This is a genomic window from Rheinheimera pacifica (assembly GCF_024809855.1).
Lineage (GTDB): Bacteria > Pseudomonadota > Gammaproteobacteria > Enterobacterales > Alteromonadaceae > Alishewanella > Alishewanella pacifica_A.
Window position 1 is genome coordinate 13,252 of the sequence record NZ_JANUEM010000002.1, and the last position, 16,633, is coordinate 29,884.

A 16,633-nucleotide genomic window follows, 5' to 3' on the forward strand; every position below is an offset into this window, starting at 1 on the left:
AAACAACTTTCAAAAAAATTTTTCCATGTAAAAATATGGGGTATATGCCTTGCTAAAAGAAACTATCGTCAAAGATTCTCCCACTGCACAGGTGTTACTCTGTTTGCTTCGACCCCAAAAGACGTAAGCAACTGATGTTTTTCTGCCCACTCCTCAGGTGTGCGCACAGCAATATACCATTGTGCAACAGCGATAGACGGTTGCTCACGCAATGCTTGGAAATAAGCACCATCGACTGTTGATAATGAGTGTCCGAGTACAATTACTTGGTCAATCGAGTTCAGTGCATCAAAAGACCGACTGTGCTGTGAAATAATCTCTTCAGAGTTTTTGAATGTAGCTGAGAAATAGTCGTCGATAATACTATTAGCCTCGATCTGTCTGGTATCTACTTCTTCGATGTCCGAACGATCATTCAGCGAGCGTCGTAACTGAGGGGACCATGCGTGTCCTAAGACAAGTTCATCCTGTGGCTTTGCAGCGCAACCATGAATGAACAGTACTTGTTCAGTGTTAATACCATAGAGTGTACTTAAGGTATCAGTGTAATTGAATGTGAGGTATAGCGCTTGTTGCTCTAGTTCCAATAGACGACGAGTGAAATTGTCGCGTGTCGGGATAGGTAGTTTACGTACCCATATAGAGAACTGCCTTTGCAGATCGGCTGATAGTCTTTGAACAACATTACCCACCTCATACTGAAAATCGTGGTGCCCAGAGTCGCTCCAGTCATCAGCTCCATAGGAAGCCATGAAGTGTCCAAGGTTTTCTGTCAACATGTCTGCATCCAGCTTAGCCAGAGCATTCTCGAGATCACACCAATTTTCCCCAACAGGTAAATACTCCTCCACATCTCTGTATACATCCAGATCGGCTGATTGCATGTAGTGCCTGAATTCCGCCAGGCTGGATGGGATTCCGTGCCACAGGTCAAAACCATTACCGATCACATAGAGTTTGGAAGAAGGCATTGCGGATTCTCTCGGTTTTGCTAGGTTATGTGTATTATTTGTCAGAGGCAGCGTGCATTTTTAGATGCCTTATTTCAACTGTGCTGTTTGGTCTGGAGTGTTTATTAAAACAAAACAGGTTAAACATGCAGTAATAAATGGTAGTAAGCGGGAAATTAATGATGAAAATTAAGATGTATCCTGCCTGCAATGGAGATGCGTTTCTGATTAAAGGTGCTAGGTCAAATATACTTGTTGATGCAGGTTACGCACAGACATTCGACAACTATATCTCGACCGATCTCCTAGACCTTTCATATAAAGGAGAGAAATTAGACCTTGTCATCGTTAGCCATATAGACGCAGATCATATTTCCGGAATCATAAAGTTTCTTTCGATCAATGGAACTTCTGCAGTTCCCAAATTAATATCTATTGGCGATATTTGGCACAACAGTTTGCGCAGCTTGAGCTCATCGGAGCGTTCTGAAATAAACGCTTCCGATCGAGCCATATTGAAAGCGATATGTCAGCGCGGGCACCCCATCCCAAACATGTTGCCAAAGCCAGGGGCTACAGAAATTAGTGCACGACAAGGCAGTTCGCTTGCTTCGTTGATCCATAAAGGAGGCTATAAATGGAATTGTGGTGATGGAACCTCTCGCCTCAAGCAAGATTTTACAAAGGTACACCATTTTTCAGGAGGTTCGGTACGTGTGATTGGCCCCCGACAAGAACGACTTGATGGACTCCTGAAGTGGTGGAAAAGACGTTTACTACAGATGGGTTATAACGGCCCCACAGGACCTGGTGAAATAATTGACGATGCATTTGAATTCATCTGTGAACATGCTGCCGAAGCTACGGTGTTATCTCCCACACCTCTGTCCGCAGGCGGTCTCAAACTGCTGGAGGATGTCTATGAGCCGGATGTGTCAATCACTAATGGTAGTTCTATCACTGTTATCGTAGAGTTTGATGGTGTTCGTGTGTTAATGCTGGCAGACGCATGGGCGGAGGACGTCATTGACGCTCTTCGTGTTCTTCAGTCACAAGGAGACTCGTTGATGTTTGACGCAATAAAAGTTTCGCATCATGGTAGCCACCGTAACACCAGTCCAGAGTTACTGAAACTCATTGATGCCCCGATTTACATGGTTTCCTCAAATGGCACTGGACATGGACATCCTAATGTTGAAGTCCTTACAGCGATTGTTGATCGGCCTGCAGCATTTTCTCGCACAGTCTACTTGAATTATTCAACGGACGCCTCGAGTATCCTTTTAAAGCACCAGTCTCGGAGTAAAACACCATTTACTGTGCATGAGAACATGACGGATTGGATCCCTATCGGAAGGACCTAAAAGAATGATGGACGCTCAAATTAAAAATGCTACATGTCAGATTAAATGTGGCGAAGCGTCGGGGACCGGTTGGCTGATCTCTGCCTCTCAAGTAGTCACAGCTCGCCACTGCATCGATGAGGCTATCGATGGCGATATACAAATTGAGGTTCAGTTTGAGATTGGTGGCGTTGCACAGCATCTCACTGCTGCATTGGTCGATGATGACAAAGCTCTTGATGTATGTCTACTGCTGCTGGAACGTGAAGTAGATATTGCGCCAATGGTAGTGGATGCGGCCATCCCGGTTGAAGGAAGTAGGTTCTCTTCGTTCGGTTTTCCGGTGGCGAAACTTTCCGTGGGACACAGGTTTGAAGGGGAAATTTCGCGAATTCTTGAAAGCCCAAAATTAGGAATAGATCTTGATCTCCAGGTTGAAGGTCCTGGGCAGCTTAGCAGCTATGAGGGGATTTCTGGAGCTGCGCTCATTTGCAATGGCTCATGTCGAGGCATGTTACGACTTGCGATTGATAAGTCGCTTGCTGCTATATCGATTGCGAGGATAGCTGAGTTTTTGCATAAGAACTCTATTGCACTTGGTGATATCTCTGAGGAGCTTATTAATGACTGTGCGTTTGCCCCTCGTGAGGAGTTTACACAAGCTTTCGATGCTCTAATTAGCAACGTGGTTGGCGGATACGCCTTCATCGAAGGCGCCCATGGCATTGGCAAATCGACTTTTTGCGAAACTTATCAACCGTCACTACAAACGATTGAACATTTCGGGACCTATAGCTTCACAACTCAAGATGTCGAAGCGAATTCAATGCATCTGGCTCAACCAGAGGTGTTTTTCGACTGGCTGAACACATTGGTATCGTCGTACCTTCCTGGGCAGGCAATACGAGCCACTGAAAAGCGTTATCCAGAATTGATCACCGGAGCAAACGAGTTAATCAATCTATTGGCTCAAGTGTATTCATCTCAAGGGAAGATCGGAGTTATTTTTTTAGACGGTCTTGACGAAGTTTCGAAGCTTGGCCAGGGCATCCTTGAAAGGTTAGTGGGACTGCTCCCGCCGAGAATGCCTACGGGGCTGAAACTCGTTATTTCAGCTCCAAGTTACGTAAACTTATCCGCGGCGTTAGGAGCTAGGCTGACAGACCAAGCATGTATCAGAATGCCAGGTTTGGAGCGTAATGCTTCGCGTGCGTTTTGTGCGAGAGCACTTTTACCTGAACGGTTGAGCGAACAGACAATCAGAATCATTTGCGACAAAGCCCAAGGGCACGCTCTCTATCTTCGCTATCTTATCGACTTGGCAAATGATGGTGCCGACGATGCTAAATTAACAGCTTTGCCCTTGATAGATGGCAGTATTCGTAACTACTACGAAGCGCTATGGCCCCATCTTCTGGTTGACTCGGAAGCAGTTAATCTACTGGCTATAGTCGCCCGCTTAAGATGGGGAATTTCGACAGAGCAACTTGCCGACATATTGAATGACGCTGAACGGTCGGTTCTTGTATCTACTATTTCTCGTATTCAGCATCTTCTGCTTCGTAGGGACGACACAACGATCTATCATGCGTCCTTTACCGATTTTCTGATTGAGAAGACCGGAATTCGTGAGCTAGATGTTCAGCATCGTCTTACAAGCTACTGCTTGTCACATCGAGAGAACAGGTACGCTATACTAAATACCGTATATCACGGCCTCAGAGCTGGCCCTGCTGAAGAAGCACGAGCCATCGGCAACTGCAGCCAGCAGTGGGTCGACCGGTGTGTGATGCTGGGCGCCAAACCTGATACTTTGCTTGGTGATGTCCACGAAGTTTTAGCCGTAACTGCAAAACAAGGAAGCTTGGTCGAGGTTGTTCGGATCCTTCTTCTTACCCAGCGGATCCAGTTTCGATATGACACTTTATTTGCGCTTTCAGCCGATCTTGCTGTCGACGCTTTGGTTGCCTTGGGTAAGACAAAGGAAGCATTACAGCATGCTGTGCGCTATGGTCGCCTAATCATTCCGGTACACCAGACTTTGCGTTTAGCGCTTCAGTTTATGAAAGCTAGCAGATCCGACACTGCCCTGGATATTCTCGACAAAGCCGAGGCAGTTGTCGAAAGACAGCTCTCAGGTGAAAAGCTAACTATTGGTAATTTCATAAATGTTTTTAAGCTAAAAACGCAAATTCTGCTTTTACGCGGACGCGCTGGTGATAAATCAGCCATGCGTGAATTACCGAATTTTTATGGAATGTCTATCGAGGCGGTTCGTAGTAGCGTAGAGGATGAAAAGGTTTGCAATGATTTATTGTCCGATATGGCAACCTATTTTAGCGGTAGCATGGCGTGTTTGGCGGGGAGATATCCACCTTTGTCTGTCATGCGCAAATATTATTCTGGTTCAAACGTTAAGCTAAGCCAGATGCTCCTAGGTATTTTGGAGAATTATGAGTTTTTTTGCTCTTATTTCGATGTTGCGCACAACGATCGTTTGCTCAGCGCAGTGTTCTCTGACCTACAAACATTGGTCGTTGAAACTCCTCAAGAGCGAAAGCTTTCCAGCCTTGGCGCCATTGATGCACTTGTGTCGTTAAAAGCCCCCACTTCGATTGTGCACAACTTAACTGGGCCTATCGACAATTTAGGCCCTATACAATTTGTTTCTGCAGACAACATCAACATGGATGCGGATAGCTTTGCATCCGGAATGGCGCAATGGCGTATTGCATCTCTTTTGGACAAAGAGTTGCTCTGCCCAGCCACTTCGGAAATCCAGACCACTGGGTGGCGTGATGGTGTAGAGTCAATTTGTAGAACATTGGCGTGGTGTGACGGAGCTGCGAGGCGGGCTAAGGAAGCTGACGATGAAATTGGCCTGCATTCTGTTTGGGCAACTTTGGGGCAACACGTTCTAGAACCGCTTCAGTTTACGCTTGCACAGCGCTCTCAGTGGAGTGACAGTTACGCAATTCCTGAAGCAGTTCTTCCTGAAATATATGAGCATCTGATAGGCTTAGTGGTGGAAGTATTCCCCGAGCACCTCAGCCATGTGTTGTCTTTTATCGAAGGACAATTCGAAGTGCAGTGTGGTCTTTATTCTGAAGGTTTCAGAGGCATTCTGACCAAAATCTTCAAACGCCTCACCACATTAACATTAGAAGAAGATATTGAGGATCAAGCGTACGGTTTATTGAAGCGTTGGCGAAACTTTGTTCAGTGGAACGTCAAGAACCGGCACGAGCTGGTACCAGAGCTTTTGACTATTATTCCTTTTTTTGTTCGATTAAATGCGTCAGAGGAAGCATATCTTACGTATCAAACCGCGTTGTCATTTTCGATGGGGCCGAGTTGGTACAAAGAAGACCAGTTAAGTCTCATGACGAATGTTCTTAAAATAGTTCCTCAACGTGAGTCCTTGGAAAACGGTGTTCTGTCGCGGATTGCTGGCTGCTTGGAAACCGCCGGTGGAGAAATGACTTTTCAGCGTTTCGTTCGGTACGATAAGGCTGACCTCCTTGGCATCTTGTGTAAACGCGCAGATTATCTGAAGGCTGTTCGCTATTTTATGCGCCAGTCATTTGGATCTGCGGAGCAATTGTTGGCTGAGGCTACAGAGAGTGTGATAGATCGTATTTCTCCTCTCAGAGGGATGCGATTTCCAGGTGGTGCTATAGATGAGCAGGACGCTTTGTATCGCATGTTGAAGTCGGCCGCGCCCGCTTCCGACTGGCCTATTTACTGGGCCCTTTTAGAGATCTATCAGTACGGAGATGCACGTCATCTCCAAGAGTCTGCAAAGTTATATGCACAGTTAGCAGCGCAGACCAAGGGACAGCACGGTGCACATACTCTTATGCTCGAGCGATTGAAGATCATCTGTGAGGATGAGTTCAATAAAGAGCAACGTGCTGAATTCTTAACAGTATTTCAGAATAACTTGCCTCCATATCTACTTCAATCATTCGAAGAAATCTTGGATAAAGTGACTTCCTCAACACAAGAAAACTCGTTATTCGATGAGTCACAGAACAATGATTCTGATGGAGATGAAGCTGCTTTTGACTCTTTTGTAGTACCAGGAGTGTTTGGTTCGCAGGCCTCCAGCCAAGAGTCCGAAGAGGCGCTTGCACGAGCCGAGAAGCAACTAGCGAGAGGTAATTCGTCAGCAGCTCGATTAGAGGCTTGCAAAGTGCTTGAATGTTATCAACGGGGCGGTTGGTCTATTTGGGGCAATCTTTCACCTGTTGCAAACAGAGCAGAAGCTATCTTGCGTGATGGGGCCGTATCAACTGATGTTATCGTGACGGCTTATACCCCTCTTATTCTCGCAGAACGCTTTGCAGAGAAATGGCAACTTGCCGCACATTTAATCAAGACCGCAGCGACTATCACCACAAAAGATGAACGAGCCAAGTTGCTTCTATTGGCTGTTGAGCATATTGAAACTATTGTTGGCGACATCAAAGCAAAGGAGCGTGAATATCAGTTCTTGGAAGAGTTGCCAGAGAGTGATGAACCTTTAAACCTTATGGAGCTTATCCTGCATGCTGTTGAGCATCCGAAGTGGTTTAGGCGGGATAAAGCTGCTGAACTGATTCTATGGTTGCTTGATACAAATCCTAAGTACATCACAGTTATAGGTCCGAATGCTTTCACTGCGGTTAGCGGCAATCTACCGGATGTCCTCTGTGGCGTGCTCGACCATCTTTCGATGAAAAATGCCATTCGTCTTTGGGATAACTTGGCGTCCGCTTTAGATATAGTCAAAATTAAAAGTAACTGCAGGCATATAGGCCGCCTTGCAGTATTGCTGCGTATTGCCGAGCGAGCAGCAAAGAAGGGTTCAGAAACAGGCGAAATAATGCGGGAGCAAGTGAGTGCGCTATTTTTACAAACTGAACTAGAAGCAACTAATGTTTCTGCCCCTATTCAAGTACATTGTCCGGAATGGGCGTTAACCTGTGAATATGAGTGGCAAGAGATTACAGAGCTTGGGCTTGCAACTGATAAACTGGTCGAACGAGCAAATGCAGCACTAAATGAGGCGTGCGCACCTTTAACTATCGAAACCAGCATTGAGCTTGAACAACTTTTGGCTGAAGGCTTTAGCGATCATGCCGACCATCCGTTGGGTAGGTGGAAGGCTAAAGTTCGATACGCGCTACAAGTTGCATTATTACCTTCTACCACGATGTCTCTTCTATCCCATGTCACTCAGATTTTCAGCATCTGCAATCCTTCACCAATGACTGAGCTTCGTATTTTGGGTTTCTCGTCACCTTCGACTGCATGGTTGGCAGCGTTGAATGGTACTCAAAGTGGCTTTATGCCAACAAGAGGCAGTGAGGTTTATGTCGATTTCTATGAGCGTGTGTGGGTCGGAAACCGTTATCGAAGTCTCCGTTTGACAATGTTCTTTTATCGCTCAGGCGAGCGACCTCTGCCTCCCACCTCAACTACAGATTTCCTGTCCACACAGCTGCCGGCATTAAAAGGAACTTCTGAGAAGGAAACATGTGCAATAGTGGACTTTAGATATGTATTTTTTGGAGGCTTTACACCCGCTATTCCTTCAGACACCCTCATGCGAATGACTCGAGCTACAGGCGATGACTTAAATCGTGCACATTGGCGAGTCGGTAGAACATCTTTTAGCAAAGGTGGTGGGCCTTTACACGAAGGCTGCTTCTTGGCAATCAAGCATAGCGCACTACGTTTGCCTCAAGGCATTGAGGTAGCTTGGGTGTATGAGCTAGACGGGCAACAACGCGGAATTATTAGTCAATCTTCGTGAGGCACTGTTATGTACCCCAAGATCCAACAAATGGATACACCAAAAACCCGGGCGGAGTTTGAGCTCCGATTTCACCATTTGAGAGAGGCACTAAAGAACGGAAAACTGAGTGTTCCACCAGGCATGGGTGAGAGCTTGTACAGATTACAACTGCTTCCAAATCGCCGGCTTAACTTTCTCAGTGTTGATGAAACCGCTCGCCTGCAAGCAAACATGATGCTTCAGCTCCCTAGTGTTCAAGACGTATTAAAAGACAGAGAAGAGCAAAATTTGCCTTCCGATGAATGATTGCAACACTTGGAACAGCAGGAAGTTAGTTAAAATGGCAAAAAATAATCAACTTCGGCCTATTAGGCAGACAAATAGAATATTTGATTGGCGACAACGTCGAAGTTGGTTGGCCAGTATACGTTATTATGCAGGACATGTTCTTACTCCAGAGCTACGGACTTATCTCATACAAAAGCGGCCGGAATGTTGGTCTGATGACGTTTCGTGGCTTCCTGATGCAAAATACATATTGCCAGAGCTCACTCGTAGCTTAACTAGTTACTACACTCATTTTAAAGGCTTTCATGGTTGCCGTCCGTTAAACCTGAGAAGTTACTACGAGAATGGTTTAATTGGGCAGAATAGCGAATTCCTGTGCAATATGTTTCGAGAAATTTTCTACGACGTCCCCCAAGAAGAAGTAGAAAACGTCATTAGTCAATTTGCAGACCGAGGCAGCGCAGAGCGTGGCGTAATGTGGCTCGTCGGGAGCGATAGGTTTCTTGTTGAAGAGTGTGGCCATTACCTAATCCAAGGGAGTGAATATCTGATGTCGCTTGCGGCGAACCTTAGTCATTCACCTAATAGTGAGGACTACAGCCGTCGACTTCGTAAATATGGCATCCCGACAGTTCTAGAGGTTGATATTCCTGTGAGCATGTTATCGTTATCGCAGCGCACTGAACTAGCAAAAATGATTTTATCCGAGTGGGGGCAATTACTAACACGACGTCTATTGTCTCTTCGTGATGACCCACCATGTTATGTCATACGACAAAATATTCCTTCTGAATATTTGCGAAATCACTACCACCCCAATAGGATCACAGACCCTCACAAAGGTCGCAGCATCTATATAAACAGGCACATGACATGTGATATGTGCTACTAAAGTTCGTTGCTAACCTTAAAAAATTGGAGTCGCCCTCAAGGGCTGATTTTTTTCAAGTCATATAAGCGCCATGGAGACACTGCATAAACAGAAAACCATTGCTGAAATACCATCAGCATTTTTGCCACAATAGATCTGTAGTCCAATCTTTGCTTCAGTCCATTCGCCTAGGCAAATTGAAAGGACTTCACGGCCCTCTAAACCGTGCGGCATCACCCCAGGTTAACGGGCAAATACGTGCGATTTCCTCAGCATGTTTGAGGCATTGGGGTGGTGGATTATCATTAGAATTTATAGTTTGATTAATGATCTCTGCTGGAATTGCAGCTTGTTTTGGAACATAAGTCGAAGATATTGCGGCGTTCAACAGGTGAGCTGCTTCATGTATTTCGACATTAGCACAGTGAAAAATACCATCATTTATCACGCGTTTTATCTTGAACTTTACATCAACAGAGTTAGCTTCTCGAATACAATTTGATTCGTACTTTGAATCAGCATTCATATACATAAAACCGATACGAGCTTCTGCTGAGGGCTTTGCTCGATTGATTCCTGAAGCAAAAACTGAGACCAAGTTGTAGTATCCCAAGAAACTGAACAGCGCAACTAATAAGCCAATTCTCATATTAATTCTTTTTTAAGTACTGATCGTCCGGTGGTGAAATATCCAAAAAACAATTGATGATTACATTGACCGACTATCAGAATTAACTTCGGTTATTTAAAATGACCTGCCATTTTTGGCTGAAATAGTTAAGATAAATCGGTTTGAAATGACATATCTTTGCCAGAAAAATGCTGTAATGAATCGCACCGGTAAATTCGGAGGCGGATTTGTTTGAGTCATGCTGCCGTATCTTGTGTTAATTGTCGATAGTAGTTTTCCTCATATTCAGCTGGCGGGATATCACCAATTGAGCTCAGCAATCGTCTGTTGTTAAACCAGTCAACCCAGTCCAGCGTTGCCAACTCAACCTGCTCCAGCCCTCTCCACGGGCCGTCTTTATAAATCACCTCAGCTTTGTACAAGCCGTTAATCGTTTCAGCTAAGGCATTGTCATACGAGTCGCCAACACTGCCAACAGACGCCGTAAAGCCGGCTTCTGATAACCGTTCAGAGTAACGTATCGAGACATACTGGCTTCCCCTGTCGCTGTGATGAATGACGCCTTTAGGTTTACCTCTGGCCCATAATGCTTGCTCTAGCGCGTCCAGAATCAACTGTGTCTGCATCGTCTTCATCACACGCCAGCCCACGATTTTCCGGGAGAACACATCGATTACGAAGGCGACGTAAACGAAGCCTGACCACGTAGCAACATAAGTGATATCTGCAACCCACAATTGGTTTGGCCGGTTGGCACTGAACTCCCGTTTCACCAGATCCAATGGTTTAGCAGCGGCATCATCAGGGATCGTCGTGATACAACGACGGCCACGCCGCACGCCTTGGATCCCAAGCGTACTCATCAGTCTGGCAACCGTGCAGCGAGCCACCGAGAAGTCTTCACGCTTCAGTTGCTTCCAGACTTTCCTGATGCCATAGCATTGCCGGTTATCCTGCCATACACGCAGGATCTCCGGCTTCAGAGCCTCATCCTGATGGTAACGCTGACAGCGCCGTTGAGGCTGCGCTTCAAGTGACTTGCACCGGTAATACGTTGATGGCGCGATCTGCAATACGCGGCAAATCGGCTCGACACCATGCAACGCTCGGTACGAATCAATGAACTGGACTATTTCTTCGGTTTGCGCAGGACGGCCTGCCCGTCGGCTCCGCTTGGGCAAAAAACGCCGCAGCTTTCTTCAGGATCTCGTTAGCCTGTTTAAGCTCTTTGTTTTCTCGCTCAAGTTGTTTGATTTTGGCTGCGGCGTCGGTGGTCACACCCGCTCTTTTACCTGAGTCCACCTCGATTCGATTAACCCAGCTCCTTAATGTCTCAGGAGTACAGCCAATTTTTGATGCAATAGAGACCAGTGCCGCCCACCGCGATGGGTGATCATGCTCTGAGGTCAAAACCATGCGAACTGCGCGCTCGCGGACTTCTGCGGAATAAGTTGTTCTCTTGTTCATAGACTAATTCTCTCAAGAAAATTAGCCTCCGACAAACCCAGTGTGATTCAGTAAAACCACATAGAATTTGCCTGTTTATTTCGATAATAGCTAGTTATCAGCGTGAAATTTCAGTAGGATGGCCTACACTTTTTGCTGATATTTGCTGTTACTTATACGCAAATTCAAGATGTTTGCTTGGTTATATTGTGGCGTAAAAAAGCAAAAATCGCTTTTATAAGCACTTTGAAAATGTAAAGTCAGCAGACTGTTTTGTGGTTATTTTGGGTAAATGTAAAGACGTTTTGAGATTTCGCCCACGTCTTTACATTTTGAAGTTGGCAGGAAGGGATTTTAAGTAAACGTATTGATTTTATTAGATAACTGTCTTTACAAACCGGGAAGTGTAAAAGTCCCGTTTTAGATTTCCAACCTTTTGGTTTTATAACCTATAAGCGTAAAAATTGACGCAGGTAAGTAGACAAATCAGTTACTTACCTGCTTTTTAGTCCTTCAGGAAGTATCCCCAAACAAGCTGTTAACAGCTGCGGTTTCTACACCTTTTATTTTATAACGTAAAATTTTGGCTGTTCTCGTCGGCGCGCGCTGACACAAAAGTCATGTACTTTTATAAAAGTTTTGTTCGTTTTTCCTGTTTCTGAATTGTGCCTCATCGGCCGTATCCACAACTGGTGTTATCCGGAACCAAGCGCTATAGAGCGCGGGGAGGAACAGCAAGATCAGCACTGTACCCACCGCCGTGCCGCCGATCAGCGTGTAAGCCATCGAGCCCCAGAACACGGAGTGAGTGAGCGAAATAAAGGCCAGCACGGCAGCGAGCGCCGTCAGGATCACAGGTCGGGCGCGTTGCACTGTGGCCTCGACGACGGCGTGATAACGATCCAGTCCGGCGGCCTGGTTCTCCTTGATCTGTTCGGTCAGGATCAGCGTGTTGCGCATCAGGATGCCGGCGAGGCCGATCAGACCCAGAATGGCGTTGAATCCGAAAGGTTGGTTGAAGATAAGTAGCATCGGAACGACACCGACGAGACCAAGCGGCGCCGTCAGCAAGACCATAGCCATGGTGGAAAATGATCGTACCTGCAGCATGATGACGATGAGCATGGCGGCGATCATGGCGGGGAAAACCTTCCCCAATGCGGTATTGGCTTTGGTCGCCTCCTCGATCGATCCTCCCATCTCGATACGGTAGCCAGCCGGAAGGGACGCGATCAGCGGCTGAAGGGCCTCCGTGACCTGATTGGATACCTCGGGAGGCTGGCTTGCTTCGTTAATATCGGAGCGAATCGTGATAACCGGCATTCGGTCACGGCGCTTCATGATGGGGTATTCCGGCCGGACCTCCGAATGACCGATTTGGGACAGCGGTATTTGTCGACCGTCCCTGCTCATTAGCGAAAAATCCGCCAGACGCGCCGGGTCCAGTCTCTCATCCCCCGCGCTGCGCGCTACAACTTCAACATTGCGGATGTCCTCGCGAAAGTCAGTGACGGCGACACCGGTGAGCAAAAATTGTAACTGCTGGCTCACCTCGGCAGGCGAGAGGCCGATAAGATTCAGTCGTTCCTGATCAGGGACGAAGCGCAGCACTGGCACGCGGCTACCCCAGTCACGGCTTGCCTGCCGCACATCGGGAACACGCCGCATGATGTCCAGGGCTTTTTCTGAGATGGCTGACACTTGTGCTGGATCGGGCCCCATGATCCGGAACTCAACCGGAAACGGGGTATAGGGCCCAAAAACCAGCTGGGTGGCTCGCACATTAGCCTCTGGAGCGAGCCCCTGCGCCACTACTTCCCGCAGCCGGTGCTTCAACGCCTCGCGTGCCCCTGCGTCTGGCGTCAGTACGACGATCTTGGCGAAGGCCGGATCAGGCAATTCCGGCGACATTGAAAAGAAGAAGCGGGGCGCGCCCTGACCGATATAGCTGGTGATGCGCGTAGCTTCGGGCTGGTCGTGTAGCCAGCGTTCGAGCTGCTCTACTATTGTGCTCGTTGTTTCGATGCTGCTGCCTTCTGGCAGGCGAACCTCCACCAGCACTTCAGGGCGATCAGATGTCGGGAAAAACTGCTGTTTAACGGCGCCCATACCAGCAACAGAAAGCGCAAAAGCAACACTGACGAAGGCGCAGGTCAGAAACTTGTGGCGCACCGCAAATTCGATAAGCCTGCGCAGACGCCGATAGTTCGGTGTGTTGTAAATCGCCTGGTGCCCGCCTTCGACCGGTTTAATATCGGGCAGCATTTTGACGCCGAGGTAGGGCGTGAAGATCACTGCGACAATCCACGAAATGATCAGGGCAAATCCCACGACCCAGAAAATGTTGCCAGCGTACTCGCCTGCCGACGAACGCGCAAAACCCACTGGCAGGAAACCGGCGATCGTCACGAGTGTTCCCGACAGCATCGGTGCCGCCGTATGGCTCCAGGCATAAGCTGCGGCTTTGATTCGGTCCATGCCTTCTTCCATTTTCACCACCATGACCTCGATGGCGATGATTGCGTCATCGACGAGAAGGCCGAGCGCCAGAATGAGGGCGCCGAGCGTGATGCGGTCGAAGAAGCGGCCGGTTTCCAGCATGATGAGGAAGACGACTGCAAGCGTTAGCGGCACGGCCGCTGCTACGACAATGCCGACACGCCAGCCGAGGCTGAGTAGGCTCACCACAATTACCACGCCTAGCGCCATCGCGAACTTCATCATAAATTCGTCGACCGCCGAGGTGATGTTGACGGCTTGGTCGGTGACCTTGTCGAGCGTCATCCCGAGCGGCAGTGTCGATGCGATCGCTGCAGTCTTGTTTTCAAGCGCCTTGCCGAGCGCGAGCCCGTCCCAGCCCTCCTGCATTACAGCCGCGAGCATGAGCACCGGTTCGCCCTGGCTCCGAATCAGGTAGGTCGGAGGATCTTCATAACCACGATGGACCTTAGCAATGTCAGAGAGCTTCAGCGTGCGCCCGGCTACTGTGATCGGCGTGTTGGCAATCGCCTGAATGCTGTCGTATGCGCCGTCGAGCCTGATGAAAACCTGCGGTCCCTTGGTGTTGATCGAACCTGCCGGTGTAACTGTGTTCTGCCGCTGCAAGGTGGCAACAAGATCCTGTGCCGAGACACCAAGAGTGGCCAGTTTTGCATAGGAAAACTCGACAAAAATCCGTTCAGGGCGTTCACCCAAAACATTGATCTTCTTCACACCTGGCACATGCAGGAGTTCCTGACGGATCACTTCTGCTTGCCTCACCAACTCACGCATTGGCAGGCCTTTGGCCTTGAGCGCATAAAGGGCGAAGCTCACATCTGAATATTCGTCGTTGACGAATGGGCCGAACACGCCAGAAGGCAGGTTGCGGGCTTCATCCCCGAGCTTCTTGCGAGCCTGATAGAATTCCGCCTGCACGGAGGATGGCGGTGTGCTGTCCTTCAGCGTGACCGTCATATACGCATAACCCGGCCGTGTGGTCGTCTCGACCCGATCGTACCAGGTCAGCTCCTGAAGTCGCTTCTCCAATGGTTCGGCCACAAGTTCCTGCATTTCTCGCGCCGTCGCACCTGGCCACGCCGTCGTAACCGTCAGGGTCTTGATAGTAAAGTTCGGATCCTCCGCCCTCCCCAGCATGAGGAAAGCGTAGGCGCCGGCGGCCACCAGCAGAAAGATGAAAAACAGGGTAACGGCGCGTTCGCGAACGGCAATCGCGGAAAGATTAAAGCTCATCATCAGTTCATCCCCAAAGGCACAGTCCTGACTCGGGCACCGTCATGCAATAGATGAGCGCCGAGCGAAACTATCGGCTCGCCGGAATTTAATCCGGAGATCATGGCCGTTTCGCTGGTCACCTGAATAAGTTCGACGGCTTGAAAGTGGACAGTCGAAGTAGTTCTGTCCAACACCCAAACACCGGTTTTCTTGCCGTCGTCGAACAAGGCGCCGAGCGGCACCTGGACTCCCGGCAGGCTTATCTGACTGGCGACCCGAATGGTGACAGTAGCGCCGAGCGGTGCTGCTGCGATCTCTCCTTCGAGGACATAACGGGCCTCGTAGGTACGCGTCTGTGGATCGGCGGCGTCCGATAACTGCCGAAGGTGTGCAGTGGAGCCACGCCGGTTGCCCCCGTATAGACTAGCTTCGGCCACCGAGCCTATCGCTGGGCGTAGCGTCTCGGGAAGTGCGACCACTGCTTCCCGGGGGCCGGCATGGGCAAGTCTGACCACCGGCTGTCCCGCAGCGACGACCTGCCCTGGCTCGCTGAGTGTATCGACTACGGTTCCGTCTGCATCCGCAACCAGCACTGAATAGGTTGCCTCGTTCTCTGCGACCTTCGCTTCCGCTTCAGCGGCCGCAAGCTGTGCCGTCGCAGTGTCGAACGCGGCCTTCGCCTGCTCGTATCGCTGCGGCGCTGCTGCCAGTCCATTCTTCACCAGATCCGCATAGCGCTGCTCGTCCGCCCGCGCCTGAACCAGAACAGCGTGAGCCGCAACCACAGTATTGCGCCTGGCAGTGAGCATGAGGCGAAGGTCGGTGTCGTCTATGCGCAGCAGCGGCTGGCCGGCTTTTACCTGCTGACCGACATCGACCAGCCGTTCAACGATCTTGCCAGGGACGCGAAATCCAAGATTGCTCTCGACCCTTGCCCCGATGAAGCCAGTGAAAGATTGCTCAGATCCGGTCACGGGCACTGCCGTTGCTAGCCTGACGACCGGTGGAGTTTGCCTCGGGTCAGCCTCGATAGAGGTGCTTGGCCCATGAAGGAATAGTGTGACAAATGCGATCACCCCAAGCATCGCAAGCAGTGCGCCCCCCACCACGATAGCGGGTTTTCTGTTTATAACCATTTCGGTATTCCAAAAAATAAATTGCATTAAAAGAACCATGGCCAGCCGTAGGTGACGTGTGAAATTACCGCTGCAAGCGGAATAGTCAGAGCCACCTGCGAACCCCAGCTTTATAGCTGCGGTAGTCGTCACCAAACTTCGATGTGAGATAGCGCTCCTCGCGGGCGATCACCTGCGTCTGGATAACGATCAGCGCCAACGGCAGCAAGGCGAGGGCAATTGGGCTGTCGAAGCCTATTGCCAGACCGGCATAGATAAACGCCATGCCGAGATACATGGGATTGCGGGTCCACCGATAAGGACTGGTCGTTGCAATGCAGGTAGTGGGTTGCGATGGCGGAACCTTGGTGCCCAACCGTCGGAACAGCCCTGCTGCTGCCAGCATCGTCGCCGCGCCGGTAGCGAACAGCAGCACCCACCCCGGCCAGCACTCGCCAGTCAAGTCCGAAAGAGCTGAGGGTAATAAAATGCT

Annotated in this window: 9 protein-coding genes and 1 other annotated feature; of the genes, 3 read left to right on the top strand and 6 right to left on the bottom strand. The window is 49.1% G+C overall.

Annotation, left to right across the window (positions count from 1 at the left end):
* Positions 1-68 precede the first annotated feature (68 nt).
* Positions 69-971, bottom strand: coding sequence for a bacteriophage abortive infection AbiH family protein (locus M2404_RS03025; RefSeq protein WP_215398798.1), 903 nt, complete (start codon positions 969-971; stop codon positions 69-71).
* Positions 972-1,129: 158 nt separating this feature from the next.
* Here M2404_RS03025 and avs1a point away from each other — a divergent pair, with 158 nt between their 5' ends.
* The 3 genes from avs1a to avs1c are packed head-to-tail and all read left to right on the top strand — an operon-like array spanning position 1,130 to position 8,381.
* Positions 1,130-2,314: an AVAST type 1 anti-phage system MBL fold metallo-hydrolase Avs1a gene (gene avs1a, locus M2404_RS03030; RefSeq protein WP_259238245.1), complete on the top strand. Its 1,185-nt coding sequence runs from the start codon at positions 1,130-1,132 to the stop codon at positions 2,312-2,314.
* A 4-nt stretch (positions 2,315-2,318) separates the two neighbouring features.
* A complete protein-coding gene (avs1b, locus tag M2404_RS03035) occupies positions 2,319-8,093 on the top strand; it encodes an AVAST type 1 anti-phage system protease Avs1b (protein ID WP_259238246.1) in 5,775 nt (1,924 codons plus the stop codon).
* 30 nt (positions 8,094-8,123) lie between these two features.
* Complete coding sequence (avs1c, locus tag M2404_RS03040; RefSeq protein ID WP_259238247.1) at positions 8,124-8,381, top strand: AVAST type 1 anti-phage system protein Avs1c; 258 nt, start codon at positions 8,124-8,126, stop codon at positions 8,379-8,381.
* A 1,061-nt stretch (positions 8,382-9,442) separates the two neighbouring features.
* Here avs1c and M2404_RS03045 read toward each other — a convergent pair.
* The 5 genes from M2404_RS03045 to M2404_RS03065 form a co-directional block, all read right to left on the bottom strand.
* Positions 9,443-9,883 carry a hypothetical protein gene (locus M2404_RS03045; protein ID WP_259238248.1) on the bottom strand — a complete coding sequence of 147 codons (441 nt, stop codon included), beginning with the start codon at positions 9,881-9,883 and terminating at the stop codon, positions 9,443-9,445.
* Positions 9,884-10,101: 218 nt separating this feature from the next.
* Positions 10,102-11,332, bottom strand: a protein-coding gene (locus M2404_RS03050; protein WP_405047770.1) for an IS3 family transposase whose coding sequence is annotated in 2 segments (ribosomal slippage) — positions 10,102-11,032 and positions 11,031-11,332 — 1,233 coding nt in all. Because the reading frame shifts where the segments join, the coding sequence is not laid out codon by codon here.
* Positions 10,924-11,054, bottom strand: a sequence feature (AL1L pseudoknot). (Overlaps the previous gene by 131 nt.)
* Before the next feature lie 597 nt (positions 11,333-11,929).
* A complete protein-coding gene (locus M2404_RS03055; protein WP_259238249.1) occupies positions 11,930-15,046 on the bottom strand; it encodes an efflux RND transporter permease subunit in 3,117 nt (1,038 codons plus the stop codon).
* Entirely contained in the window at positions 15,046-16,188 is a 1,143-nt protein-coding gene (locus M2404_RS03060; RefSeq protein WP_259238251.1) for an efflux RND transporter periplasmic adaptor subunit, read from the bottom strand. The genes M2404_RS03055 and M2404_RS03060 overlap by 1 nt, the downstream gene beginning before the upstream one ends.
* A gap of 58 nt (positions 16,189-16,246) precedes the next feature.
* The gene (locus M2404_RS03065) at positions 16,247-16,576 is read right to left on the bottom strand and encodes a methyltransferase family protein (RefSeq protein WP_259238252.1); all 330 of its coding nucleotides are present in this window, start codon (positions 16,574-16,576) and stop codon (positions 16,247-16,249) included.
* Positions 16,577-16,633 lie beyond the last annotated feature (57 nt).